Origin of the sequence: Erwinia tracheiphila (assembly GCF_021365465.1) — a bacterium.
GTDB classification, from domain to species: Bacteria; Pseudomonadota; Gammaproteobacteria; order Enterobacterales; family Enterobacteriaceae; genus Erwinia; species Erwinia tracheiphila.
In genome coordinates this window covers 582,472-606,841 of the sequence record NZ_CP089932.1, presented here as the reverse complement: position 1 = coordinate 606,841, position 24,370 = coordinate 582,472, and the positions used below count along the sequence as shown (strand labels likewise).

Sequence of the window (24,370 nt, the reverse complement as noted above, 5' to 3'; positions counted from 1 at the left end):
AGTGCACCAGAGATATCCTCAGTGCACTAATCCTTCATTGACGTCGAAAAGAAGCTCTTCCATTTGCTGATAGGCGTTTTCACATCCGGGAATGTTAAACAGCACCATGAGCACAACCCATTTTAGATCTTCAAGATCAAATTCAAGGGTATCCAAAGCCATGATACGCTCGATGACCATTTCCCGGGTTTCAAGATTCAGCACCTGAATTTGTTCCAGGAACAAAATAAACCCACGACAACTGGCATCTAAACGCTGACTTTCTTCCTCGGTGTAGATACGCATGGATAACGGATCGGTTGCCAGCAGAATCGGAGCAACAAGTCCGTCCTGATAATCTGCCAGCTTTTCCAACCAATTCAATGCATTATAAATATCTTCACGATGAAATCCGGCATCGGTTAAGTCATCAGTTAGTTTATTCTGGTCAACTCGCATTTCTGCTTCGTTATGGATGTATGTTTCAAACAAATACATTAGTACGTCGAACATGGCTTGCCCTCCTCAATCGGACATAGCCGCCGGGTACAGCTGCGATCCAACCTGCTAACTCCAACTCAAGCAGCTTTGCCACGATGGCCGGCACAGGTTGACCGGCACGTTCAGCGACGACGTCAACAGGTGTAACCTCATCCCCTACGTTAGCCAACACATCAGGAAATGGCAATGCAGTATTATCCTCGCTGGCAGAATATATTGATGTTTTTTGCAAAACAGGTAGCCATTTAAGATCGCTTTGCAGCTGTTTGAGGATTGTATTGGGATGAGAAGTGAGCAATGCGCCCTGCTGAATCAGCCAGTGAGTACCTTCACTTCCTGGATTACCAATCGCGCCGGGAACAGAATAAACATCACGGTTTTGTTCGAGTGCAAGCCTGGCTGTCACCAGTGAACCACTTTTTAGCACGGCTTCTACTACTAAAACACCCAGGCTAAGACCGCTAATTATTCGGTTACGATACGGGAAATTTCTGGAAATTGGCGGCGTTGATAAAGGAAACTCCGAAATAATCGCACCGCCGTTTGCAATAATATCTTTTGCTAATGAACGATGCTGCTTAGGATAAATATTATTCAGGCCGCTTCCCAAAACTGCGATGGTTTTTCCGCCTACGTCCAGAGCGCTACGATGGGCAACACCGTCAATACCTGCAGCAAGACCGCTTGTAATGGTGATGCCATTGAGGGCAAGAGCCTGAGCAAAAAAGCGTCCCCAATTACGGCCATAGTGAGAACAGTTTCGGCTACCGACAATGGCGATTTGCGGACTTAACAACAGCTCAGGATCTCCCTGAACGAAAATCAGAGGTGGATGATCAATCACCGTTCTCAAAAGCTCGGGATAACACCGACTGCTAAAATTAAGTAAACAATTCTGCGGGCATTCGAGCCAGCTAAGGGTTGACTGAATCAGCGCATCCCCGGTTTGCAAAAAGGCTTTTCTCTGCTGAAGGTTTAAGCCAGCGAACTTCAACGCATCTTCTGCGTTAAGACTTTCTCGCTCGCAAAGTTCAACCACCTGTAGATATTGTTTCTTTTCTAATCCTCTGACCGCTGATAAACGCAGCCAAATTTCTGCCATCGTCATTAATAATCCCTGTATTGACCTTCCATGAAATGACAGGAATGCTGTCAATCGTAGCCCGAAATGTCTACAATAAGGCACACAAACATCTCATCCCATGAACACAGATCTGGAAAGTTATGTCAGTCTTGCAGGTATTACATTTTCCTGACGATCGTCTGCGCATCGTTGCGAAATCCGTTACAGAAGTGAATACAGAAATTAAGCGTATCGTTGATGATATGTTCGAAACCATGTATGCCGAAGAAGGCATTGGGCTGGCGGCAACACAGGTCGACATACATCAGCGTATTATTGTGATTGACGTATCGGAAAATCGCGATGAACGTCTGGTTTTGATCAATCCTGAAGTGCTTGAAAAAAGTGGCGAAACAGGTATCGAAGAAGGCTGTCTCTCAATTCCTGAGCAGCGAGCAATGGTTCCCCGTGCTGAGAAAGTTAAAATCCGCGCCCTTAATCGTGAAGGGCAATCTATTGAGCTGGAAGCAGATGGCCTACTTGCTATTTGTATTCAGCATGAGATGGATCATCTGGTGGGAAAACTTTTCATTGATTATCTCTCACCAATGAAACGTCAACGTATTCGCCAAAAGCTCGAAAAACTCTATCGCCAGAATGCACGGGATCAATAAGCCTCTAAATAAGGGGACAGTGTGTCCAACTTAAACATTATATTCGCCGGCACACCCGACTTTGCGGCGCATCATCTTCACGCTCTGGTGTCATCTGGTCATAACGTAGTTGGTGTTTTTACCCAGCCGGATCGCCCTTCCGGCAGAGGGAATAAGTTGACGGCAAGCCCGGTTAAACAATTGGCAGAGCAGCACAATATTCCCGTGTTTCAACCTGCCTCCCTGCGTCCCGAAGAACACCAGGAGTTAGTTGCTGCACTCAATGCCGATGTGATGGTAGTGGTTGCTTACGGGCTACTTCTTCCAGCACCCGTTCTCGCCATGCCTCGTTTAGGCTGTATCAACGTTCATGGTTCTCTACTCCCAAAATGGCGCGGCGCGGCGCCTATCCAGCGTTCACTTTGGGCAGGCGACAGTGAGACAGGTATTACAATTATGCAGATGGATATTGGCCTTGATACTGGCAATATGCTGCACAAACTTATGTGTCCCATTGAACCTCAGGATACCAGCGCCAGTTTGTATAATAAGCTGGCTAAACTTGGCCCGGCAGCGATGTTGATAACATTGGAAAAAATGTCAGTGGGCATGCTAAGTCCTGAGGTTCAGGATGAAAGGCTGGTTAGCTACGCTCAAAAACTCAGCAAAGAAGAAGCAAAACTTGACTGGTCACTTTCTGCAAAACAGTTGGAACGCTGTGTACGCGCTTTTAATCCCTGGCCTGTGAGCTATTTCATTGTTGACAATCAACCAGTGAAAGTCTGGAAAGCCTCTGTCCTTCCACACGTTGACCAGGAGCAGGGGAAAATTATGCAGGCAGACAGGCAGGGTATTCAGGTCGCGACGTCGGAAGGCGTGTTGTTGCTGGAAGAACTACAGCCTGCCGGTAAAAAAACCATGAAGGCGCAAGACTTGCTCAACTCTCGTCGTGAGTGGTTTACTCCCGGCAATATTCTTGCCTGATACTTCGCCCCGTGTCACATCGGGCGAATTCTAACTTGCGATCACTAATGAAAAAAATGACTAACTTGCGCGCTCTGGCTGCCCAGACTATGGAAAAAGTGGTCGAACAGGGATTGTCACTGAGTAATGTATTGCCTGCTGCGCAGAGAAACCGTTCTGAAAAAGACCAGGCCCTGCTTCAAGAGCTCAGTTATGGTGTTCTCCGCACTTTGCCACAGTTGGAATGGCTTATAAGCCAGTTAATGGAACGCCCAATGACAGGTAAGCAGCGTTCAATTCACTTCCTGATAATGACTGGTTTATATCAACTTATTTTTACACGCATCCCCGCTCATGCAGCGTTAGCTGAAACAGTAGAGGGCGCAGTTGCTCTTAAACGCCCACAGTTGAAAGGCCTGATTAACGGCGTACTTCGTCAGTTTCAGCGCAAGCAGGAAGATCTGATGCTGACAATGAGCAAAGTCGAGCAAAATTATTTACATCCTAAATGGCTATTAGACAGGCTAAAACAAGCCTGGCCTGAGCAATGGCGTGACATCGTTGATGCAAACAATCAACGTCCCCCGATGTGGCTACGTGTCAACCGTCAGCACCATACACGCGATGCATGGCTTGAGTTACTCAAAGAGCAAGGTAAAAGTGCTGAACCGCACCCTGTTCATCCTGACGCACTGAGGCTGCAAAGCCCCTGCCCGGTCAATCACCTTCCTGGTTTTGAAAAAGGATGGGTGAGTGTGCAGGATGCATCGGCACAGGGATGCGTGGCACTTCTTTCTCCTCAGAATCATGAGGCGATTCTCGATTTGTGTGCTGCGCCTGGTGGTAAAACAACACATATCCTTGAGGCTGCACCGCTGGCGCGGGTAACAGCTGTCGATATTGATGCCCAACGTTTGGCAAGAGTACGTGAAAATCTTCAGCGCCTGAATATGTCAGCCGATGTCAAATCTGGCGACGCAACCACGCCGGAAAAATGGTGTGGTCAGACAAGATTTGACCGTATCTTGTTAGATGCACCATGCTCTGCCACAGGCGTTATCCGGCGCCACCCTGATATAAAATGGCTAAGACGCGATCGGGATATCAGTGAACTGGCTGCACTTCAGCAACAAATTCTGGACGCCATCTGGCCATATCTGAAACCCGGCGGTATTTTACTCTACGCCACCTGCTCAATTTTACCGGAAGAGAATCATTTACAGATCGCCGCCTTTCTTGCGCGTAATATTGATGCTCAACTCAAAGAGACAGGCAATACAGAGCATCCGGGCCTGCAAATCTTCCCTGAACCTGCTGGCGGTGATGGTTTTTATTACGCCAAACTGACTAAAATTTAGTGCTCAGGCCGACCCTTCTGATTCTAACAAAGCAGACTGAAGCAAAATGAAAATAATCATTCTTGGTGCGGGCCAGGTTGGCGGCACCCTGGCAGAAAATCTTGTGGGTGAAAACAACGATATAACCGTCGTGGATTCAGATGGTATTCGTTTGCGGCAGCTTCAGGATAAATTTGATTTGCGTGTCGTTCAGGGCCATGGTTCGCATCCCAGAGTTTTACGCGAAGCGGGAGCCGAAGATGCGGATATGTTGGTTGCAGTAACCAATTCGGATGAAACGAATATGGTTGCCTGCCAGGTTGCCTATTCACTATTTAATACCCCTAACAGAATCGCGCGTATCCGGGCGCCAGATTACATTCGCGATGCCGATAAGCTCTTTATTCCAGAAGCAGTCCCAATCGATCATCTTATCTCTCCAGAACAGCTGGTGATTGATAATATTCACCGTTTAATTGAATATCCTGGCGCGTTGCAAGTGGTCAACTTTGCTGAAAATAAAGTTAGTCTGGCTGTAGTAAAAGCATACTATGGTGGTCCGCTGATAGGTAATCCGCTATCAACCCTGCGTGAACATATGCCGCACATAGACACACGGGTTGCTGCAATCTTTCGGCATGACCGACCGATTCGTCCGCAAGGTTCTACTATTATAGAGGCAGGTGATGAAGTATTTTTCATTGCCGCAAGCCAGCATATCAGAGCAGTCATGAGTGAATATCAGCGTCTGGAGAAACCATACAAACGTATCATGATTGTCGGCGGTGGCAATATTGGGTCAGGACTGGCACAGCGCCTGGAGAAAAACTACAGCGTAAAACTGATTGAACGCGATCAACAACGCGCTGCCGAACTAGCTCAAATCCTTCAAAATACGATCGTATTCTATGGTGATGCATCCGATCGGGAACTACTTGCTGAAGAGCATATCGATCAAATCGATCTGTTTATTGCCATCACAAATGATGATGAAGCCAATATCATGTCGGCGATGCTGGCAAAACGGATGGGAGCAAAGAAAGTTATGGTGCTTATCCAGCGTAGAGCCTATGTTGACCTTGTGCAAGGCAGCGTAATTGATATTGCCATTTCGCCCCAGCAGGCCACGATCTCGGCATTATTAAGCCATGTACGTAAAGCAGATATTGTCGGTGTTTCCTCTTTACGTCGCGGGGTTGCAGAGGCGATTGAAGCAATTGCTCATGGCGATGAAACAACTTCTCGGGTGGTAGGCAGACAGATCGATAATATCAAACTACCTCCTGGTAGCATTATTGGTGCAGTCGTGCGTGGTGATGACGTATTAATTGCCAATAGCAATTTCTGCATTGAACAGGGCGATCACGTGATTATGTTTTTGACAGATAAGAAGTTTGTTTCAGATGTGGAGCGCCTGTTCCAGCCAAGTCCTTTTTTCCTGTGATGTAATTGGATTTAGCTTCACCCAGTAAATCCTAACAGGTTTATTAACAATTGAAATGGCAAAAAACTAGCCCTTTGTTAGACCTGACATTAAAAACCTGTCCCAAAAGGCGTTATCGTATAATGCATACCGGTCATATCTGAGGGCAAAGTATGGCAGGCGGTAAAGGGCAGATTAGCGATGAACCCCGGGACAAAATCGCTCCGCTTATCCCGGAACACAAAACCCGCCATCCTCCGGGTACGCGCCGAAAACGTGTTGATAATCGGGCGCAATGACCGCCATTTTCTTCGTCCCCAGAACAGCCTGTCAGTGGAATGCACTCAATGCCACAGGGATATGTTCATCAGCTTCTGCGCACCGACTGTAGCCGCGAAAATTGTTTGATACTGATTTGAAGGGTATTTGATTCGCGGTGATACCCCTCCGGCGCATATCAAATACCTTCCAAATCAGCGCAAATTTCAACCGATAAAACCATCTCTAACCTTCCATGTTTCCTTCCACTGGACTGTCCGATCCCACCGAGTTAGTGTGCGTCGCACTACAGGCCTGTAGGTTTCTTAGTCGCCTGGAAGGAATTGACCATGAACTTTTATCAGATTCGCCAGACCATGACTGACGATGCGTATGACGTTATCTCAGCTTTCGGTCAGACGGCCTCACTGACCCTACAGGCCATCGCCTACATGACTGGACAACGGGAACACGCCACCCGCTTTATACTTGAGCAGATGGCGGTATTTGATGTGGCCGTCGAAAATAACGGCCTGTGGTGCCTTTCAGAAGGGTTTAAAGCCTCGCTGCATCAATCTCAGACCTGAAGTTGCATATCACCAGTTCAGACGCTTTATGGCCGTTATTACTGCCTACTGAGTATGTTGTATTAACCGCTATCTTCTCCAGCCCTTCAAACACCCGGTACATGTCCGGGTGATCGTTAACTGAGATAATCATCTTCCCCTGGCATCTGCGTGCCAGTTCCGCCATTGCGGCATACTCTTCAAGACCGAACGGTACGCCGTAACCCTGCGTTTGCCAGTACGGCGGGTCAAGGTAAAACAGCGTGTCTGGCCTGTCGTAACAGGTTATACATGTTTTCCAGTCCAGGTGCTCTATTGTTACCCGATGCAGACGCAGCCAGGCCTCTGACAGCGTTTCTTCCAGCCGCAGCAGATTTAACTTGAGGGGCCTGTCGCGCTGGTGCCAAATGTTCGTCCCTCGACCTTGACCCCGAAAGACAATTTCTGTAGATAATAAAATCTGGCCGCTCGCTGAATATCAGTCAGCGTTTCAGGGGGTGTATCCTTGAGCCACTGGAATATTTCGCGGCTGGTTAAAGTCCATTAAACTGTTTTATAAACTCCTCCAGGTGATTCTGGATCACCCGGTAAAGGTTAACGATATCGCTATTGATATCGTTCAGCACCTCAGCTCTTGACGCTTCCTTCATGAAAAAGAGCGCGGCACCGCCACAGAACGGCTCAACGTAGCAGGTATGCGCGGGGAGCATGGGTAAGAGGTGTTTAGCCAGTTTTCGCTTGCCACCGACCCAGGGAAAGATGATTGATTTCATAGTTGTTTTCCAATAATTGATCTGTTGTGCCGATCAATCTTTGATAATTGATCGCTCAAGCCAATGCTATGAGGGGTAAGCATTTAATGCAGTCACGAACTTGTAGCGGATAGAGCGAGTTTACTTTGAATAGGTTTGTCATCGGCAGATCGAAAATATAATAATTGTTGATTCTCAGAGCGTATTAATCCTGTGAAATCCTTCTAAATGGCGATTGAATACCAGTATTTATTATTAAAATCAATGTGATAGAGGTTATCGGGATATACAAGTGCAATGAAAAATAAAATTGAGTCGATTCAGATACTACGTGGTTTAGCGGCCCTGGCGGTCGTGTTGTTCCATTATCGTTTTTATCTTGTGCCTGATGGCGCTGACCGGACTGTCCCTGACTCGCTTTTTAGCTGGGGAGGCATAGGTGTTGACCTGTTTTTTGTAATAAGTGGATTTATCATGGTCTACGTTACAGACGGCAAGGGATACGGTTTAAAGACCAGTGTCAGCTTCATAGTTAATCGCCTGATACGCATAGTACCTATGTATTACTTGATTCTACTTGTTGCATTCTTGACGGGTGGAGCAATGAGCACATTTCACTATGCTGGTAAAGTCGATAATTTAATCAGTGCGTTAACTTTCAGACCATATTTGCAGAGTCCAGCCCCCTCTATATTGATAGCTCTGGTATGTACAATGTTAGATGGACGCTAAATTATGAAATCTATTTCTATATGGCATTTTCACTGTGCTTGCTCATCAAACCTCGTCTTTTTGCGCTTGCCTTTTGGTTCGCTCTTCCGGTTGTGGTTGTATACTACCTCAAAGGTGAATTTACCCTGTCAGCAAAGGGATATGCGTTTGATTCAGTGTTTGCAAGGTTCTTGACAAACCCTATCATTCTGGAGTTTGGATTCGGCGCACTTGCCGGGTTCATGTACAAAAAAGTCAGTCATTATGTTGAAGGTAAATCTGCATTAGTGTCCATTTTAATAGCGACTGCTATCGGAATGGCCATATATACAAGAGAGTTAACTGCCTATAACCTCTTGTCAGGTATTGCTTTTTCCATTCTCGTTTTGACATTCGCATTATATAGCAATGCGGTTACACGATTTTTCCCTCAGTTTTTAATCACTTTGGGGAATATTTCATTCTCGTTATATTTGATTCAAAATCCATTAGCAGGGTTTATTTCCGGCAAAGCTGAAAAATTGCTCCCCGGCAGCATGCATGGTGTTCCTGGGTTTGTCGCACTGATTACGATTTCGATTCTGGTTGCGTATTTGACCTATCACTATGTAGAGGTAAAGCTAACACAATTTCTTCGAAATAAATTACACACTGGACGCATCTCTGCGTTAGAAGACAACCCTGTATCTTCATGATTTTTTTATATTTTCACGTAAAAATCACCTCAATCAAAGAGGTGCTTTAATCTTCAGTACTAACTACTATTGAGCTATCAGTGACCCTTTATTTTTTGCCTCTGCAGCCTGGTCAATTTTTTTACGAATGTAAGTCCGAATAGTTTTATAGCCACCGGCAATCAGATAAAGCGCACAAACAGCAGTGCAACCATAAAGTAATACAGTCTGAATCAACGTCATTTTTTATTCCTGTGTTTCTTCTTCAAGTATAAAGGGGACGCGATATTATTCCCCCTGTGAATATCAATTTTATTGAGCGGGTTTTTCCGGCCACTCTGGCTTGTTGCGTATTCCGATGATTCCGACGATTTCGATCGCGCTTCCCGCGCTGGTTATTTCTTCCTTTAGTTTTTAACTCGTCTGATCGGTTTGCGCCAGTTTACGCATTGATTCGCCCCTGAGCTCAACGCGATGTCCGTTGTGCAGTAGCCGGTCCATCAGGGCATCGGCTACCGTCGGGTTGCCTACCAGCTTGTACCATTCACTCACCGGTAGCTGACTGATGATGGTGCTTCCCCGCTGGTATCTGTCCTCCATCACTTCCAGCAGCTCTGAGGCCTGGCGGGTGTTCAGCTTCTCAAGACCCCAGTCATCAAGGATGAGCAGGTCCTTTTTCGACAGATGCAGTAGTTGCTTCTGGTAACTCCCGTCGGCATGCCCGATATTCAGGTCATCAAGCAGCCGCGTCAGCCGATAATACACCACCTGGATATGCTGCTGGCAGGCCTGCTCACCCAGGGCACAGGCAACGTACGTTTTTCCGCATCCCGTGGGGCCGGTGATCAGCACATTTTCATGACGGTGAACATAGGTGCCTGTCAGCAGCTGTACCAGCAACTGCCGGTTCAGCCCCCGTTCCGGCCGGTAGTCAAGCTGTGAAGGCTGCGCATCCAGTCTCAGTTTCGACTGTCTTCGCAGACGGTTGACCTTCGAGACCTCCTGCTGCAGCAGTTCGTGCTCCAGCAGGAGGCCCAGCCGTTCCTCGAAGCTCAGCGAGGTGTAGGTCATCGGCTGCGACCATTGCAACTCCAGCGCGTTGCTCATGTGCCCCAGCCGCAGGGCGCGTATCTGTTCCAGCAGGTTGTTGTGCATTATTTTCTCCTCAGTGGTAGTACCCGGCACCGCGTACGTTGCTGTGCTCTACAGGGGACTCATCCGGCACTTCGTCTTTCAGCCGGTCCCGGTGGTTTGTCAGCAGATTCAGGATCACCTGACGCCATGGGCGCTCCAGTAACAGCGCCTGCTGGCAGGCGTTTTCCAGCCGGGTATCGCCATATTCACGGCTGAGATTGAGCAGACCCAGGCAGGTCCGGTAAGCCTGTTCCGGATGTGCGCGATGGTGCAGGTGCCATGCCACCACGGCACGGGTGGTGCTGCCGATGCTCTCGCCCCACGACACCAGCCGCTCCGGGCTCCATCGCTGTCGGCGATGGGATTCCGGCATATGCTCTGCTTGCGTGGTGAAGCCACCCTGTTGCTGTGCCCGTGGATGCCGGGCTACCAGTGTTCCACGGTGATAGAGGCGGACCAGTCGGGCTCCTGCCTCGATATCGATATGGCTGCCAACCAGCGCGTGAGAGACGGAGTACGCATGTTTGCTGTACAGCACGTGATAGTCCGGGCCGACCTTTGCCCGGCGGATATCAACGTATTCATACCAGTATGGCGGGAGAGCCTTCAGGGCGGGTTTATCCAGTTGTTCATACAGGCTTTTCCTGCAACCCGGCAACCGACGGAACGGCCGCTCATTCAGTTCCTGCAGTAGCTCACTGATGGCCAGATTCAGCGCGGCCAGCGTATGGAACACCTCATGCCGCAACCACATCAGGATCCAGCGCTCCACGACCAGAACGGCATTTTCGACTTTGGGTTTGTCTTTCGGTTTGCGGGGCCGGGCCGGGATCATCGCCGTGTTATAGTGCCGGGCCAGCTTGCGATAGTTCTCGTTCAGCACCGGCTCGTAGCGGTCTGCGCGGCTGACCGCTGCTTTCAGATTATCCGGCACAAGAAGCTGGGGAACACCGCCGAAGAACTCGAACGCCCTGACGTGGGCCATCAGCCAGCTTTCCTGCCGCTGGTTTTCACAGGCCTCAACATAGGTGTAGTTTGAGGCACCGAATGTGGCCACGAAGATGTGAGCCTGCCGGACCTCACCCGTATCCGGGTTGATAACAGGGATCGTCGGCCCGCAGAAGTCGAGGAACAGTTTCTCACCGGCGACATGATGCTGACGCATGCTATGCTTCTGTAGCTTCAGCCAGTCGTTGTAGAGGTTGCAGAACTGGCTGTAGCCGTAGGCATTTTCGCCAGCGTCCTGTTGATATTCCTGCCAGAGCAGGATTTTGGTCATCCCCTTACGCTTCAGTTCCTGGTGGCACAGCGGGAAGTCCGGCATCCGTTTATGGCTGTCGCTGGCGCGTCCGGTATAGAGCAACGCTTCGAGCTGTGATTCCGTCATCTCCTCCGGCAGGGGCCACGCCAGCTGGCTCCCCCTGAAGCGGGTGACCACATCAGATACGGTGCTGCACCCGATATTCAGACAGGCTGAGATGCTCCTGTTGGGCAGGTGACAGTCAAATTTAAGGCGCAGCAGTTCTTTAATTTTACTCATCCGCGTTCTCAGTCTTGCGATGGCGACACGTCTCCGGAAGATGGGTTATCAGGAGAAAGTGTTGTCCATTGTTTTAAAAGTGAAAAGCGCGGGATTCCGACGACAGGATCACGGATTCCGACGGATGGCCAAATCTGGCCGGAACAAATCGGAATTCGTGGTCGAATTAAATCGGAAAGTGTGATCGGATTAAATCGGAATCAATGGTCGGTTTGGGTCGGAATACGCACACGTCCAATGCAGTTAAAACCGACAATTTTATTTACTGCATCAAAATCAGGCTCCGCGCCAGCTGCGATTAACATACGCGGAGACTGAACTGTCCCGCACATCGGGCACCTAAACGCATAATCGTCCCGACCTACATTCTGCTGATTTAATAAAGCGCGAAATTCCTCAAGTATTAATTCTTTCATTTCGATCCCCTCTTTTTTGGCGTAGCGCCGCCCAGGCGGGTTTACGCCATATTTAAATGATGATTGATTTTTTAAATTCAGCCCGCAGGCGTCAGTGATTTAATATTTGCGTAATAAGGTTTCACGCTGATTTCAACTATTGTCGATGTTTTTAAATCACGGGCGACATCTTTCGTCTTTATCACCGCCCCGCCTCTTAAGGCAGCGCAGGGCTGATAAATAAAATGTGTACCGACCGGATATTTCCGGTTAAATTCCCTTGCGCGCATTTGTCCTCCCCTGCAGCCGTTTGGCCGATGCGGCACAAAACTCGTTACGGATTTCGGCCCACATTCTGTTTTTGGCATTGCAGGGGCACCACATCGCACTGAACCAGAGTTTTGCCGCGTCACTGTAACGAAATTCACGCTCGGCTTTCACCGCACCAATTGCATACGCCGCAAACTTATTCATCGGGCGGCCTTTCGCCGGATTCATAGACATTTCACACCCCCGCGATATCCAGTGGAATATTAACCAGTTTCCCGCTTTCATCCTGCTCTTTGAAATTGATATAAGTGGATGTAACGGAAACGACCAGCGCTTTATTTAATGCATCCATTGCCTGCTGCCAGAGTTCGTCCTGAATATTAAGCTGACGCAGGGAAATAATAAGCCCGGTATTCAGCTTACCTTCTTTATCCACGTCAAAAGCATCAGTGATAAGCGTCAGTAGTTTTTCATCAGCCCCGGCAGACCATGCTTTCAGACAGTCATCAATCATGTCTTTAGCAACCTGCAGTTCCGGGCCAAACGTCAGCCTGTCCTGCACGGCGATCTCAATCTGCTGGCTACCGTCAAAGGTGGAGAAGGTCACATTCCCTTTAACCCCACCAGGCTTACGCCCAAATTTCTCAGCTGAAAGCTCAACCCAGGCATAGCAATCACCAAATGCACCCTGCTTAAACTCTGCCATAGCCTGGCTCTTAACCTTCGCCTCAGCGACGCGAGCGCGGACAAAGGCATCCATTTCGTGATCGTAGTCAGACACCTGCGCAACCGGCACCAGACGCCCTTTACGGTCTTTCTATAACCTTCAGGGACAACAGTATTTTGGGTATTAATGGACATTCTTATTTTCTCCGCCAGTTGGTTGAAGTTTTTTCACTTCACAAACATCGCTATCATTGAGTTTAAAGCCTTTACGGCATTCCAGGGCAGTAATTACCGTTCTATGAATAAACTGAGCTTGCCGGGCCTCAGCCTCAGTACACGGACCTTCGGCCATAATGCGGGTGCCAACGCCCGTTGCATCCTCTTCAATGATGATTTTCATTTCTATCGGCATTTAATGTCTCCAGTGCGTATTACGTCGGTTAAGTAATGCGTTTATTTCTCGCGCTGCGCGTCGGGCATAGTCAATTGTCGCAGTCGCATGCGCCATTTCATGAATGCAGTGATAATCTGCCTTCGCGTTAATTTCTGGCTCAACGTTTATACCGTCCTCCGCATGCGTGAATTTAATAATCAACGTGACTGACATAATTCACTCCATACGATGTTACCGCTGGCTTCAGGAACACCGATATTGACGGCAGTATGAGTGGTTATTTTCATAAATATGCCATCACAATATGGACAGGTGCTCATGCTATCCCACGTCTCACACGCAGGGGGCGCAAGAGTCAAAATTGCGCTTTTGCAATGTGGGCAACAAAAAGCAAGTATCGGAACGTTGTTATTTTTTACGCGCTCAATAAATGCGGAATATTTCTCTTTAATGGTTGTTGCCATAATTACCTCCAGATAACGGTACAACCGTCGATATTTGATGTGCGGGTGGTTTTAATCACACCGCCAGATTTTTCAGCCACTTCCACCACTGGCCATACAGACCTACTCAGCGGCGGCACGGCGTAGACAATGGGCAATTTAGGGTGCCAGCCAGTGACACGTCCGCCGTGAGTCTGAATTTCCATTCGGGCGCGTGAGCGGTGGCAGTTAACAAGCTGTTTATCCATGATTAATTCCCTCCTGAAGCTTACGACTGTTGGCGCTGGGCGCGATGTTCTTCTCTTTCCTTTATGTCCCTGACCAGCAGCCTGAATGGCGACTTTTCGAGGTCTAACCCCATAGCCCGCATCTCCATATCACGCGCGGCACGCCTTGCGGTGGTCATAATCAGCCGGAACTCGCGGCAGGAACGAATTACTCCCCAAAAAACAACACACTTTCCTTTTTCCCACTGGTCAACATCCCAGCCAGCAGCTTTTCGTGTACGATCAAGCACCATCTGATAACCGTCGATAAAGATATAAAGCCTCAGTTCATCACCGAAATATGCCTTCCACGCTGAAACATAACCTGCAGTTAATAGGCTACTATTTCTTACATAAATACGTTTTAAAGCTGCGACTTCTTTATTTAATAAGCTGCTCATTAATATTCCCTCAGTGAATTAACAGCTGTGCGTAAGTCTCAATTAACTTGACGCTGATACCCTGATTACCGATAGCGCTGGCACGAACAACACACCGCGCCAGTTTGAACATGCGGCGGTAATTGCCTTTCGAATATTTGAGAAACGCCTCTGCAACGCCCGGCACTGAGATAACGTCACCGTCGCCTTCATCTGGAAGCAGGCTGGCGAGGATGGTATTGAAGTCTTCCACCTCTGATTTGCCATTGTGGGCCTCAAGGTCTAACGCCATGCCCACGCGGCTGTAGAGCTGCGCAAACTCGCCGCGAGAGCCTTTGAGGTTAATCAGCAGGCGTGGCATGCCCGCCAGTACGATGGCCACGCCAGAACGGTCGTGGATGCGGCGCAGGACTTTCAGCGCACGGTAGGGAAGCAGCTCGGCTTCATCCACCAGGACAACCCAGCCGGTGCCCGTCAGCGCCTGTATACACTCCTCGCTTAACTCATCGATATTGCCGGTCTTTTTCACACCGAGGCGGGCGCACAGCTCCTGCAGCAGCACTTTTGCGGTGTAGCCGGGGTCGGCCTCTATCAGGATCGCGCCCTTATTTGTCGCCACATAGCGCTTCAGTATTATGCTTTTGCCCATACCTGCCGGACCGTGGATCACGCCGATATCACCATCCATATGGGTGTTGCTGATTAACCCCAGTCCCAGCCCGGAAAGCGTGGTCTGGACAAAGGACTCTTTAACCTCGCGGCGGCGGGCGCGTTCTTCCTCGCGGCTGATAAAGTCAGCGATAGCCGACTCGACGTTACTGATATTGCCGTTATAGACGCCTTTCAGATACTGAGAAATAACCGCTGTACTCAGCCCTGTTTTAGTGGCTACCCTTTTTTGGGTGTAGCCAGTCCCCTCCAGCAAGTGGATTAATTTTTCTTTAACGTTCATTTAAATAACCTTATTGATGATTACTGGCTTTCTTTAAATCGCTTTCAAATTCCGATTCGAATAAATAAACCTTTTCGGGTTCGTTATTACCCCGCACTGGCGCGAACATCGTAACGTCAATCTCTGGTCGCTGTTCAAGCGCAGGCCGCAGCTCTTCCTGCTTGCGACGCACCTTGTCTTCCAGGTTCCTGACGCTGCGTTTAACGCGCTTCTCTTTAAGCTGCTCGATACGGGCTTTCGGGAAGGCATCAACCTTATTGCCATTCCAGATGGCATCACATATCCAGGAGCCATCCATACGGCGCACAATAACGCTGTGGGGGTCGTGAATATCAAAGCAGACCCGGACTTCTTCGCCTTCGACGCAGGCCAGCTCGGTGCTGAAATAGATATTCTTGAATAGCTGTATCTCGCCGCGTCTGGCCGTACAAATCTGCTCTGGCCGGAACATTTCATGCAGTTCCGAGCTGGTCAGGAACTGAATTTCTTCCTGCTCCTGCTTAATAACGTGATTACGCCAGGCCAGCGGTGACCAGTGCTGGCCGTTTTCACGCTCCGGCAGGCTGCAGTGCGGGCGGTTATTATGCCGTTCTACCTGGCTTTCTATCTCCGCGACCAGCTCCTGCATCGTCGGCACTTTGCGCATGGCCGTCGTCTGCACCTCATTAAGTGGTTTACCTTTCTCCAGCGCATTAACCGCTGAATCCACCGCCTTGCGGTACTTACGTTGCGCCTCCCGGTCACCAGATTTACCCACCCAGGAACCAAAGGCCATCGCGGCACGCTTCGGTATTTCCTGGTTAAAACGTTCGATAATACCGCGCCCCTGTGGATTACCCGGAATACCGGTGGGGTGCTCAATACCGAGGCGGGAGAAAATACCGGTAATATCGGCATCGAATACGGCGGTTTTCTCACCGCCACCGTTATCGGAGTAATACATCAGCGGTACGCCGTAGCGTGATACTGCGTTACGGATGGCATCGCCTACGGCGACCTGGCTCTCGGACATGGCCAGACTCCAGCCGACCACCACGCGGGTGGTACCCTTGCGGGCGTTGGCGATATCAGCAGCCCGCTGCACATAATCCGGCAGCGTCCCGGCGACAGAAGCGTCGGCAATAAACTCGGCCGCCTGCTTGCGCTTCATGCTGAGACCACCGTTTTCGCTGCTGTCCATCAGACGTAACACCTCCTGAACCAGCACCATCCGGGCATCACCAACCGCTTTCTGGCTGTTGGTCAGCCCGTGCAGCTTCTTCTCAAGCAGGGCCGGGCATTTACGGTACAGCGCCAGCTCACGCTGAACCTTCTCGCCACCGGCACCCGTGACCAGCTCGCCTGCGGTGGTCGCCCTGGCCGGGAGGGAAGCGGACTGTGCCAGCAGCTGACGCGCCATGCGGGCCTGAATAGCTTCACGCGCGGTGTCCGGCAGGCAGTCAACATTGTACTCGTAGGCCTTCGTACCCTGACGGCGGCGGCGTAGCGAATCATTACCTCCAGCCAGCTTATCCAGTTTGTTACGAATGTTATGTCCCATGCTCGGCATACCGGGCAGGGATGAGCATTCCTTATCGGTTAACCAGACAGACATCTCATGCCCTCCGATCACGCGCTCTGGCGATTATCTGAGCCGTAACGGCTCGGCCAGATTAAATCTGGCGACAGTCCGATTTTTTGTGCGATGAGATGCTCATATCTTGGAACGTGGCGATAAAACGCGTTACGCAGGGAGCCAGCACCAATTCCCAACTCAGCTTCCAGGACTGGCACGCTGAAGCCCGCTTTTTTAAGCGCTGCGATGATGAGGTCGCTGGGCCAGTCCTGACCGGGAGTAACGAAGACATGGGTCAGATCTTGTTTAGGAAACTGCATTGTGTGATCCTCTCAGGTTTATCTAAACCGATAATCAAATCTGGGTATCGGATGCATTTAAATCCAATCGCAAAATAAACCGATTTAAATCGGTTTATTCGCTAAATGCTGCAATTGAATAAAGTCATTTTATATCAGATGGTTACATGGAAAAAACCGACGCTCGTACAAAAAATCACGAACAGTTTATTGCTATGCTTGGAATAAACCGTTTTTCAGAAAGGCTGGCTGTGGCTATGGAGGGCTTGTCAAATGTAGCTCTGACATCAAGCTGTGACATTTCGGAATCTGCGGTAAGAAGCTACCTGAAAGGGAAAAACTACCCAGGAATAGACAAGATTGAAGCTATCGCTATTGCATGCAAGGCGCCTATGGAATGGCTAATCACTGGTGAGGTCGTCGCTGATAAAAACGATAAAATCGCAAAATACAACGAAACAAGAATTTGGAATTTGATTGACTTGTTAGGAGAGGAACAGAGAAAGAGTTTGATTTGGGTCGTTATGGAACACGGCGTGTCAGGGATAATTTCGACCCTTAACGGAATGTCAGCTATTGATGACTTTCTACATATCCCTGAAAGCGACAGAGAGCGCGTGCTGCGTCTGTATAAGCAGATTAAAGAGAGGGATTCTGAAGGGGATCAAGAGCCAGGACCAGGCGACCCGCTAGCAAACCACCAGCAGACTGGCTAAGTAAGCGTAGACAGCCGCTTGCTGTCAGGTGTAATGCATAGTTTTATGAAATTATTGAGTTCAGACAACTTTCTTAGCTGTCTGCTTAAACTAAAATCAAAAACGATTTAAACGCAGTTCAAACTCACACAAGCGACAATCATTTGTATTAGTCGCGACTTGATCTGACACTGGACCTTGAAAGGTTGAGAGTTACCGGTTTTGATATGGGTGTCTAATCCTTAAACAAAACGCGAGGTAACTCTCATGATTCATACTAACAATCCCATCATCAAACACAAAGCCGGCCTGCTCAATCTCGCCGAAGAACTCGGTAACGTATCAAAAGCCTGCAAGATCATGGGCGTGTCACGCGACACGTTTTACCGTTATCAGGAACTGGCTGCTGAAGGCGGCATCGATGCGCTGATTAACCAGAACCGCCGCGTCCCCAACCTGAAGAACCGCGCCGACGAAGCCACTGAACGCGCTGTTGTTGAATATGCCGTTGAGTTCCCGGCCCACGGGCAACACCGGACCAGTAATGAGCTGCGTAAAAAAGGCGTGTTTATCTCCGGTAGCGGCGTGCGCTCCATCTGGCAACGGCACGACCTGGAGAACTTCCGTAAACGCCTGAAGGCACTTGAGGAAAAGGTCGCCAGAGAAGGCATCGTGCTTACCGACGCTCAAATCGCAGCGCTGGAGAAGAAGGCCCACGATGACGAGGCCAGCGGAGAAATCGAAACTGCTCACCCGGGTTATCTCGGGTCGCAGGACACCTTCTACGTGGGCAATCTGAAAGGTGTGGGTCGTATCTACCAGCAGACGTTCGTGGATACGTACTCGAAAGTGGCACACTGCAAGCTGTATACGAGTAAAACGCCGATCACCGCCGCAGACCTGCTCAATGATCGCGTACTGCCGTTCTACGAGGCTCAGGGACTGCCGATGCTGAGGATCCTGACCGACAGGGGAACGGAGTACTGTGGTAAGGTGGAGCAGCATGATTACCAGCTGTATCTGGCCATCAACGATATCGACCATACAAAAACGAAGGCGATGTCTCCGCAGACGAACGGCATCTGCGAGCGCTTCCATAAAACTATTTTGCAGGATTTTTATCAGGTTACGTTCCGTAAGAAGTTATACGAAGACCTGGAGAGCCTGCAAACGGATCTGGACAACTGGTTGTGGCATTACAATAATGAGCGAACTCATCAGGGAAAAATGTGCTGCGGGCGTACGCCAATGGCCACGTTACTTGATGGTAAACGGGTCTGGGCAGAAAAAAATCTGAACCAGATGTAATCTGACAGACACCTGTATAAATAACCGGTAACTGTCAGATCAGGTCTGAGCTAGTACAAATCATTCGAGTATCAAATACCGTTCAAAAAAATCAGTTTTAAGTCATTTTTTCGCGACAAGTATCAAACCCCCGATTTCGACCAATGCCGCGCCAGTAAAAGGCTATCGGCTTGTTTGAGGCATGCACGGTCAGTATCAAAATGATTACCCCTGACCTGCTCCCCGTTGATTAATACAGCGCGATGTTAGTAATGTCTTCATAAGTCACATGAGGACATCCCCATGAAGAAGCGATTTTCCGACGAACAGATCATCAGTATTCTCCGCGAGGCCGAAGCCGGGGTTTCGGCCCGGGAACTCTGCCGCAAGCATGCTATTTCAGACGCTACCTTCTACACCGGGCGCAAGAAGTTTGGCGGCATGGAAGTCCCCGAAGTGAAGCGGCTCAAGTCACTTGAAGAGGAGAACGCCCGCCTCAAGAAGCTGCTCGCTGAAGCCATGCTGGATAAGGAGGCGCTTAAGGTGGCTCTGGGCCGAAAGTTCTGACGACAGACCAGAAGCGGGAAGCCGTGGAAGTCATGTGTGAGATAACGGGTCTGTCGCAACGTCGTGCCTGCAGGCTGGCCGGGCTGTCCCTTTCAACCTGCCGTTATTCGGTTCAGCGTCCGGCTGCTGACGCGCAACTATCTCTGCGTATCACAGAGCTGGCACTTGAACGTCGCCGATTTGGTTACCGGCGCATCTGGCAGTTATTGCGTCGGGAGGGCCTTCACGTCAACCACAAGAGGGTTTACCGCATCTATCACCTTAACGGTCTGGGTGTAAAACGCAGGCGACGCCGTAAGGGTCTGGCGACTGAGCGGCTTCCGCTTCTCCGCCCGGATGCGCCGAACCTGACATGGTCGATGGATTTTGTCATGGATGCACTTGCCAGCGGCCGCCGGATTAAGTGCCTGACCTGCGTGGATGATTTCACGAAGGAGTGTCTGACGATCACCGCCGCTTTCGGTATTTCAGGCGTTCAGGTCGCACGTATTCTGGACGGACTCGCGCTGTTTCGCGGCTATCCGGCAACGATAAGAACCGATCAGGGCCCGGAATTTACCAGCCGTGCGCTCGAACAGTGGGCTTTTGAGCATGGTGTAGAACTGCGACTTATCCAGCCGGGTAAGCCAACACAGAACGGATTTATTGAGAGTTTTAACGGACGCTTTCGGGATGAATGCCTGAATGAGCACTGGTTCAGCGATATTCTTCATGCCCGGAAAATCATTAATGACTGGCGGCAGGATTATAACGAGTCCAGACCTCATTCATCGCTGAATTACCAGACGCCGCTTGAATTTGCAGCATGCTGGCGAAACGGGAAACATGAAGAAAAACCAACCGACATTACTAACTGAAGGTTGTATCTAATACTGGGGGCAGGTCACCCCCCATATGTGCTGCATAACATCGCTTCTTTCTGGCAGAACGGATTACTGGCCTGTGAGCACCCGGACGGCACGGGCTGCTCATGGTTGTCGGTGGATGGCGGTATGACAACATCACCGCTGCCGGGACAAAAAACAGGACGCAACACCACGGACAGAGGGAAACAGGGCGTAAAGCCCAGTCTGATGACAGATACCGGAGGGCTTCCTCTGCCACGGGTCGTCGCAGCAGCAGACAGGCATGACATCAAACTGGTGGCGGACACACCCGGTGCTCTTCAGACGGGATGCCCGGGGCAAAAACCCGGACTCTGCCCGGACAAAGGCGACGGAGCGCCCGGGCAAAACAGACCGGTTGTGCCGTCGTGACGAGCCTTATATCCCGCCCCGTAAAGAGGAATGAGATGCCAGTAAAACCACGAACTTCAGTGCCCGTCGCCGGGAGGGCGCACAGCCGGATGAACCGGTTTCACCGGCCCCTGACCCGACGGGAAAAGACGTCTGAGAATGACGGGGCCCTGTTGCATTTTCCTGTGGTCTTATTGTCTGGAATAAAGCTCTGTTGAGACAGGCTCTTATTAAGAAAAAAGTGATAGTAATAAGTTTATTCAAAGAGTTTTACGATTTTGCGATGAGAGGTAATGTTGTCGATCTTGCAGTTGGTGTCATCATTGGGGCCGCATTTGGTAAAATAGTTTCTTTGCTCGTAGCAAATATCATTATGCCGCCCTTAGGCTTATTAATTGGTGGCGTTGATTTCAAATCATTTAGCTGGATATTAAAACCCGCAGAAGGCAACACTCCCGCAGTAGTAATACAATATGGCGTATTCATTCAAACGGTTTTTGACTTTATCATTGTTACGTTTGCCATTTTCATGGCAATTAAGCTTATGAATAAATTCTATAAGAAAAAAGAGGTAGAAAAACCTGCGCCAAAGCCAACAACTGAAGAAATATTAGAGACTGTAATTAAAATTGTGTAATTGCCTGTTTTTGATATGTTCACTCCAACAATGGAGACAGGCAAATTATGGACGAGAAGAAACTTAAGGCCCTTGCTGCTGAACTGGCCAAAGGCCTCAAAACTGAGGCCGGCCTTAATCAGTTTTTCCGCATGCTCACGAAGCTGACCGTTGAAACGGCACTCAATGCAGAACTGACTGACCACCTCGGGCATGAGAAAAATGCCCCTAAAACCGGCACCAATACCCGCAACGGCTACTCTCCGAAAACGCTGCTGTGCGACGACGGTGAAATCGGGCTAAACACGCCGCGCGACCGGGAAAATACCTTTGAACCTCAGCTGATTAAGAAGAATCAGACGCGTATCGAGCAGATGGACAGCCAGATTTTATCCTTGTATGCCAAAGGCATGACCACGCGGGAAATCGTCGATACGTTCAAAGAGATGTACGATACTGATGTGTCACCGGCCCTGATATCAAAAGTCACGGATGCCGTTAAAGAGCAGGTCGCCGAATGGCAGAATCGCCAGCTGGATGCGCTCTATCCCATTGTTTATCTGGACTGTATTGTTGTTAAGGTTCGTCAGAATGGCGGCGTGATTAACAAAGCGGTGTTCCTGGCGCCGGGCATCAATACCGAAGGCCGGAAAGAGCTTCCGGGGATGTGGCTGGCTGAAAATGAAGGTGCAAAGTTCTGGCTGAACGTGCTGACGAAACTTAAAAATCGCGGCCTTCAGGACATCCTGATTGCCTGCGTGGATGGCCTGAAGGGCTTCCCGGATGCGATAAACAGCGTCTATCCGCAGACTCACATCCAGCTGTGCACCATCCACATGGTGCGTAACCGCCTGAAATACGTGGCGTGGAAGGACTACAAAGCGGTCACGGGCGGGCTGAAAACCGTTTATCAGGCACCAACAGAAGCGGCCGCACGGATGGCGCTGGATGCGTTCGCCGAAGAATGGGATGACAAATATCCACAAATCAGCAAAAGCTGGCGTGCGCACGGGGAAAACCTCAATGCGTTCTTCGGCTATCCGTCTGACATCCGAAAAGCTATCTACACCACGAATGCCATTGAGTCGCTGAACAGCGTGATCCGTGCCGCCATTAAGAAACGCAAGGTATTCCCGACGGATGACTCAGTGCGAAAGGTTATTTACCTGGCAATCCAGTCGGCATCGAAAAAATGGAGTATGCCGGTCCAGAACTGTCGGCTGGCGATGAGCCGCTTTATTATTGAGTTCGGTGACCGCCTGAGCGTTCACCTTTGACGTGGTGGCAGTTACACAGAATTATTTACAGGGTCAAATATTACTGGCAGAAATACGTGATCTGCTTAAGTGTACTAGCTCAGACCTGATCTGACAGTTACCGGTTATTTATGGGTCTTCCCCTGTTGTGGTGGCTAAGGGCATTATGATGGCAGTCTTGATTTTCTGAGGAGTCTGCCATGGACGAAAAGTCCCTCTATGCCCATATCCTTAACCTGTCCGCACCGTGGCAGGTAAAATCCCTTTCTCTTGATGAAAAATCTGGTTCAGTGACTGTGATTGTCGGCATTGTCGGGCACACTCAACTGACCTGTCCAACATGCGGTAAATCCTGCCCCATACATGACCACTGGCGTCGCAAATGGCGTCACCTCGATACCTGTCAATTCACCACGCTGGTTGAAGCTGATGTACCCCGCATTGACTGCCCCGAGCACGGTTGCCAGACACTGCCGGTTCCGTGGGCGGGGCCAGGCAGCCGCTACACCCTGTTGTTCGAAGCCTTTGTTCTTTCATGGCTGAAAATTAGCACCGTGGATGCTGTCAGAAAGCAGCTCAAACTCAGTTGGAATGCCGTGGACGGCATCATGATGCGCGCAGTAAAACGAGGCCTGGCCCGGATAAAACAACCCTTATCGGCCCGTCATCTCTGCGTGGATGAAGTCGGGTTCAAAAAAGGACACCAGTACGTCACCGTTATCTCTGACAGGCAGGGACGCGCTTTGCAACTGACCGACGATCGCGGTGTAGAAAGTCTTGCCAGTTATCTGCGTAGCCTGAGAGATCACCAGCTTGAAGAGATAAAAACGCTGTCTATGGACATGAACACGGCCTATATCAGTGCTGCACGCATCCATCTCCCCAATGCCGTGGATAAAATCGCCTTCGATCACTTCCATGTGGCAAAAATGTTGTGCGCCATCGTTGATAAAACCCGTCAGGCTGAGATGAAACAGATCCCGTCGTCAGACAGGAAAGACGCCCACCGCTCACGCTACTTATGGTTTTACAGCAAACAAAATCGCTTTGGGCGCCGCGCTGAGAGGTTAGAAGTTGCCCGGCTGGTGTTACCGCAAACGAACCAGTGCTGGGTAATGAAAGAGCTTGCCCGCGATCTGTGGCACCGCCGCTATGACGACCATAGCCGTAAGTTGTGGCAGGAATGGATGGCGATGGCTAAAGACACCGGCATACCACTCATGGTCAGCATTGCCCGCATGGTGGCAAAGCGGCTTTACGGCATTCTGAATGCGATGAAAAACCGGGTATCGAACGGCAATGCGGAGTCTCTGAACAGTAAAATACGGTTGCTGAGGATCAAGTCACGGGGCTTCAGGAATAAAGAACGGTTCAAGCTGGGCGTAATGTTCCACTACGGGAAGCTGAACATGGCGTTCTGAGTCTCCCACCATGATCGGGGAAGTCCCATTCCCGACCAGTATTCTCCAAATTTTCCAAGCAGCTGCAACTCCATGCAGTCTGATTATTTACTTCATTATCGAGTTAGAAAGTTAGAAAG

General features: G+C 49.8%; 28 protein-coding genes and 3 pseudogenes. 15 read left to right on the top strand and 16 right to left on the bottom strand.

Annotated elements, in window-relative coordinates; all coding sequences use genetic code 11:
- Positions 1-18: 18 nt before the first annotated feature.
- On the bottom strand, positions 19-492 hold the full coding sequence (gene smg, locus LU633_RS03150) for a DUF494 family protein Smg (RefSeq protein WP_020322724.1): 474 nt from the start codon (positions 490-492) through the stop codon (positions 19-21).
- Positions 464-1,588: a DNA-protecting protein DprA gene (gene dprA, locus LU633_RS03145; RefSeq protein ID WP_020322726.1), complete on the bottom strand. Its 1,125-nt coding sequence runs from the start codon at positions 1,586-1,588 to the stop codon at positions 464-466. The genes smg and dprA overlap by 29 nt, the downstream gene beginning before the upstream one ends.
- A gap of 116 nt (positions 1,589-1,704) precedes the next feature.
- Between dprA and def the strand changes: the two genes are divergently transcribed.
- The 6 genes and pseudogenes from def to LU633_RS03115 all read left to right on the top strand — a co-directional run bounded on the left by def (position 1,705) and on the right by LU633_RS03115 (position 6,764).
- Positions 1,705-2,217 carry a peptide deformylase gene (gene def, locus LU633_RS03140; RefSeq protein WP_020322727.1) on the top strand — a complete coding sequence of 171 codons (513 nt, stop codon included), beginning with the start codon at positions 1,705-1,707 and terminating at the stop codon, positions 2,215-2,217.
- Positions 2,218-2,238: 21 nt separating this feature from the next.
- Entirely contained in the window at positions 2,239-3,180 is a 942-nt protein-coding gene (fmt, locus tag LU633_RS03135) for a methionyl-tRNA formyltransferase (protein WP_020322728.1), read from the top strand.
- A gap of 47 nt (positions 3,181-3,227) precedes the next feature.
- Positions 3,228-4,517 carry a 16S rRNA (cytosine(967)-C(5))-methyltransferase RsmB gene (rsmB, locus tag LU633_RS03130; RefSeq protein WP_020322729.1) on the top strand — a complete coding sequence of 430 codons (1,290 nt, stop codon included), beginning with the start codon at positions 3,228-3,230 and terminating at the stop codon, positions 4,515-4,517.
- 46 nt (positions 4,518-4,563) lie between these two features.
- Positions 4,564-5,940: a Trk system potassium transporter TrkA gene (gene trkA / locus LU633_RS03125; protein WP_020322730.1), complete on the top strand. Its 1,377-nt coding sequence runs from the start codon at positions 4,564-4,566 to the stop codon at positions 5,938-5,940.
- Between the two features lie 152 nt (positions 5,941-6,092).
- Positions 6,093-6,304: pseudogene (locus tag LU633_RS03120) on the top strand (transposase); the annotation flags it as partial.
- Positions 6,305-6,527: 223 nt separating this feature from the next.
- Positions 6,528-6,764: a hypothetical protein gene (locus LU633_RS03115; protein ID WP_020322732.1), complete on the top strand. Its 237-nt coding sequence runs from the start codon at positions 6,528-6,530 to the stop codon at positions 6,762-6,764.
- On the opposite strand, the pseudogene LU633_RS03110 reads toward LU633_RS03115, so the two are convergent.
- Positions 6,733-7,516: pseudogene (locus tag LU633_RS03110) on the bottom strand (DNA adenine methylase). The gene LU633_RS03115 and the pseudogene LU633_RS03110 sit on opposite strands and share 32 nt — an antisense overlap.
- A 276-nt stretch (positions 7,517-7,792) precedes the next feature.
- On the opposite strand from LU633_RS03110, the gene LU633_RS25710 reads away from it, so the two are divergent.
- Positions 7,793-8,227 carry an acyltransferase family protein gene (locus LU633_RS25710; protein ID WP_051124346.1) on the top strand — a complete coding sequence of 145 codons (435 nt, stop codon included), beginning with the start codon at positions 7,793-7,795 and terminating at the stop codon, positions 8,225-8,227.
- A gap of 20 nt (positions 8,228-8,247) precedes the next feature.
- Positions 8,248-8,901 carry an acyltransferase family protein gene (locus LU633_RS25705; RefSeq protein WP_051124347.1) on the top strand — a complete coding sequence of 218 codons (654 nt, stop codon included), beginning with the start codon at positions 8,248-8,250 and terminating at the stop codon, positions 8,899-8,901.
- Positions 8,902-8,967: 66 nt separating this feature from the next.
- On the opposite strand, the gene LU633_RS03100 is transcribed toward LU633_RS25705, so the two are convergent.
- The 13 genes from LU633_RS03100 to LU633_RS03035 form a co-directional block, all read right to left on the bottom strand.
- Entirely contained in the window at positions 8,968-9,123 is a 156-nt protein-coding gene (locus tag LU633_RS03100) for a DUF1378 family protein (RefSeq protein WP_020322734.1), read from the bottom strand.
- 171 nt (positions 9,124-9,294) lie between these two features.
- Positions 9,295-10,035: an IS21-like element helper ATPase IstB gene (gene istB / locus LU633_RS03095; RefSeq protein WP_046372183.1), complete on the bottom strand. Its 741-nt coding sequence runs from the start codon at positions 10,033-10,035 to the stop codon at positions 9,295-9,297.
- Positions 10,036-10,045: 10 nt separating this feature from the next.
- Entirely contained in the window at positions 10,046-11,575 is a 1,530-nt protein-coding gene (gene istA, locus LU633_RS03090; RefSeq protein WP_046372016.1) for an IS21 family transposase, read from the bottom strand.
- A 179-nt stretch (positions 11,576-11,754) separates the two neighbouring features.
- The gene (locus tag LU633_RS03085; RefSeq protein WP_046372182.1) at positions 11,755-11,970 is read right to left on the bottom strand and encodes a VVA0879 family protein; all 216 of its coding nucleotides are present in this window, start codon (positions 11,968-11,970) and stop codon (positions 11,755-11,757) included.
- Positions 11,971-12,219: 249 nt separating this feature from the next.
- Entirely contained in the window at positions 12,220-12,453 is a 234-nt protein-coding gene (locus tag LU633_RS03075) for an ANR family transcriptional regulator (protein ID WP_046372180.1), read from the bottom strand.
- A gap of 1 nt (position 12,454) precedes the next feature.
- Positions 12,455-13,000, bottom strand: a complete 546-nt coding sequence (locus LU633_RS03070; RefSeq protein ID WP_233485083.1) for a DUF3164 family protein — start codon at positions 12,998-13,000, stop codon at positions 12,455-12,457.
- Positions 13,001-13,069: 69 nt separating this feature from the next.
- Positions 13,070-13,297 carry a hypothetical protein gene (locus LU633_RS03065; protein ID WP_020322737.1) on the bottom strand — a complete coding sequence of 76 codons (228 nt, stop codon included), beginning with the start codon at positions 13,295-13,297 and terminating at the stop codon, positions 13,070-13,072.
- Positions 13,298-13,492, bottom strand: coding sequence for a hypothetical protein (locus LU633_RS03060; RefSeq protein ID WP_020322738.1), 195 nt, complete (start codon positions 13,490-13,492; stop codon positions 13,298-13,300).
- A 253-nt stretch (positions 13,493-13,745) separates the two neighbouring features.
- Entirely contained in the window at positions 13,746-13,970 is a 225-nt protein-coding gene (locus LU633_RS03055) for a hypothetical protein (RefSeq protein WP_020322740.1), read from the bottom strand.
- A 20-nt stretch (positions 13,971-13,990) separates the two neighbouring features.
- Positions 13,991-14,389, bottom strand: coding sequence for a hypothetical protein (locus tag LU633_RS03050; protein ID WP_020322741.1), 399 nt, complete (start codon positions 14,387-14,389; stop codon positions 13,991-13,993).
- A 10-nt stretch (positions 14,390-14,399) separates the two neighbouring features.
- Positions 14,400-15,320, bottom strand: a complete 921-nt coding sequence (locus tag LU633_RS03045) for an AAA family ATPase (RefSeq protein WP_020322742.1) — start codon at positions 15,318-15,320, stop codon at positions 14,400-14,402.
- A 10-nt stretch (positions 15,321-15,330) separates the two neighbouring features.
- A complete protein-coding gene (locus LU633_RS03040; RefSeq protein ID WP_071598886.1) occupies positions 15,331-16,914 on the bottom strand; it encodes a Mu transposase C-terminal domain-containing protein in 1,584 nt (527 codons plus the stop codon).
- Positions 16,915-16,928: 14 nt separating this feature from the next.
- The gene (locus LU633_RS03035; RefSeq protein WP_020322744.1) at positions 16,929-17,195 is read right to left on the bottom strand and encodes a helix-turn-helix domain-containing protein; all 267 of its coding nucleotides are present in this window, start codon (positions 17,193-17,195) and stop codon (positions 16,929-16,931) included.
- 146 nt (positions 17,196-17,341) lie between these two features.
- Here LU633_RS03035 and LU633_RS03030 point away from each other — a divergent pair, with 146 nt between their 5' ends.
- From LU633_RS03030 to LU633_RS03000, 7 genes and pseudogenes are all read left to right on the top strand, one after another.
- Positions 17,342-17,890 (top strand): transcriptional regulator, encoded by a 549-nt coding sequence (locus LU633_RS03030; protein WP_020322745.1) that lies wholly within the window; start codon positions 17,342-17,344, stop codon positions 17,888-17,890.
- Between the two features lie 246 nt (positions 17,891-18,136).
- Positions 18,137-19,177: an IS481 family transposase gene (locus LU633_RS03025; protein ID WP_046371813.1), complete on the top strand. Its 1,041-nt coding sequence runs from the start codon at positions 18,137-18,139 to the stop codon at positions 19,175-19,177.
- 282 nt (positions 19,178-19,459) lie between these two features.
- Positions 19,460-20,580 (top strand): IS3 family transposase gene (locus LU633_RS03020; RefSeq protein WP_152664246.1). Its coding sequence is split into 2 segments (ribosomal slippage): positions 19,460-19,718 and positions 19,718-20,580, totalling 1,122 coding nucleotides; the frame shifts between segments, so codons are not numbered across the junction.
- A 60-nt stretch (positions 20,581-20,640) separates the two neighbouring features.
- Positions 20,641-21,175: pseudogene (locus tag LU633_RS03015) on the top strand (IS5/IS1182 family transposase); the annotation flags it as partial.
- A 33-nt stretch (positions 21,176-21,208) separates the two neighbouring features.
- Entirely contained in the window at positions 21,209-21,595 is a 387-nt protein-coding gene (mscL, locus tag LU633_RS03010; protein WP_046372353.1) for a large-conductance mechanosensitive channel protein MscL, read from the top strand.
- Between the two features lie 47 nt (positions 21,596-21,642).
- Entirely contained in the window at positions 21,643-22,851 is a 1,209-nt protein-coding gene (locus LU633_RS03005; RefSeq protein WP_046372177.1) for an IS256 family transposase, read from the top strand.
- A gap of 179 nt (positions 22,852-23,030) precedes the next feature.
- Complete coding sequence (locus tag LU633_RS03000) at positions 23,031-24,251, top strand: ISL3 family transposase (RefSeq protein WP_046372176.1); 1,221 nt, start codon at positions 23,031-23,033, stop codon at positions 24,249-24,251.
- Positions 24,252-24,370 lie beyond the last annotated feature (119 nt).

Coding starts and splice junctions, on each gene's coding strand:
- smg (WP_020322724.1), bottom strand. CDS start 492: ATGTTCGACGTACTAATGTATTTGTTTGAAACATACATCCATAACGAA.
- dprA (WP_020322726.1), bottom strand. CDS start 1,588: ATGACGATGGCAGAAATTTGGCTGCGTTTATCAGCGGTCAGAGGATTA.
- def (WP_020322727.1), top strand. CDS start 1,705: ATGTCAGTCTTGCAGGTATTACATTTTCCTGACGATCGTCTGCGCATC.
- rsmB (WP_020322729.1), top strand. CDS start 3,228: ATGAAAAAAATGACTAACTTGCGCGCTCTGGCTGCCCAGACTATGGAA.
- trkA (WP_020322730.1), top strand. CDS start 4,564: ATGAAAATAATCATTCTTGGTGCGGGCCAGGTTGGCGGCACCCTGGCA.
- LU633_RS03115 (WP_020322732.1), top strand. CDS start 6,528: ATGAACTTTTATCAGATTCGCCAGACCATGACTGACGATGCGTATGAC.
- LU633_RS25710 (WP_051124346.1), top strand. CDS start 7,793: ATGAAAAATAAAATTGAGTCGATTCAGATACTACGTGGTTTAGCGGCC.
- LU633_RS25705 (WP_051124347.1), top strand. CDS start 8,248: ATGGCATTTTCACTGTGCTTGCTCATCAAACCTCGTCTTTTTGCGCTT.
- LU633_RS03100 (WP_020322734.1), bottom strand. CDS start 9,123: ATGACGTTGATTCAGACTGTATTACTTTATGGTTGCACTGCTGTTTGT.
- istB (WP_046372183.1), bottom strand. CDS start 10,035: ATGCACAACAACCTGCTGGAACAGATACGCGCCCTGCGGCTGGGGCAC.
- LU633_RS03085 (WP_046372182.1), bottom strand. CDS start 11,970: ATGAAAGAATTAATACTTGAGGAATTTCGCGCTTTATTAAATCAGCAG.
- LU633_RS03075 (WP_046372180.1), bottom strand. CDS start 12,453: ATGTCTATGAATCCGGCGAAAGGCCGCCCGATGAATAAGTTTGCGGCG.
- LU633_RS03065 (WP_020322737.1), bottom strand. CDS start 13,297: ATGCCGATAGAAATGAAAATCATCATTGAAGAGGATGCAACGGGCGTT.
- LU633_RS03060 (WP_020322738.1), bottom strand. CDS start 13,492: ATGTCAGTCACGTTGATTATTAAATTCACGCATGCGGAGGACGGTATA.
- LU633_RS03055 (WP_020322740.1), bottom strand. CDS start 13,970: ATGGATAAACAGCTTGTTAACTGCCACCGCTCACGCGCCCGAATGGAA.
- LU633_RS03050 (WP_020322741.1), bottom strand. CDS start 14,389: ATGAGCAGCTTATTAAATAAAGAAGTCGCAGCTTTAAAACGTATTTAT.
- LU633_RS03045 (WP_020322742.1), bottom strand. CDS start 15,320: ATGAACGTTAAAGAAAAATTAATCCACTTGCTGGAGGGGACTGGCTAC.
- LU633_RS03040 (WP_071598886.1), bottom strand. CDS start 16,914: ATGTCTGTCTGGTTAACCGATAAGGAATGCTCATCCCTGCCCGGTATG.
- LU633_RS03035 (WP_020322744.1), bottom strand. CDS start 17,195: ATGCAGTTTCCTAAACAAGATCTGACCCATGTCTTCGTTACTCCCGGT.
- LU633_RS03030 (WP_020322745.1), top strand. CDS start 17,342: ATGGAAAAAACCGACGCTCGTACAAAAAATCACGAACAGTTTATTGCT.
- LU633_RS03025 (WP_046371813.1), top strand. CDS start 18,137: ATGATTCATACTAACAATCCCATCATCAAACACAAAGCCGGCCTGCTC.
- LU633_RS03005 (WP_046372177.1), top strand. CDS start 21,643: ATGGACGAGAAGAAACTTAAGGCCCTTGCTGCTGAACTGGCCAAAGGC.
- LU633_RS03000 (WP_046372176.1), top strand. CDS start 23,031: ATGGACGAAAAGTCCCTCTATGCCCATATCCTTAACCTGTCCGCACCG.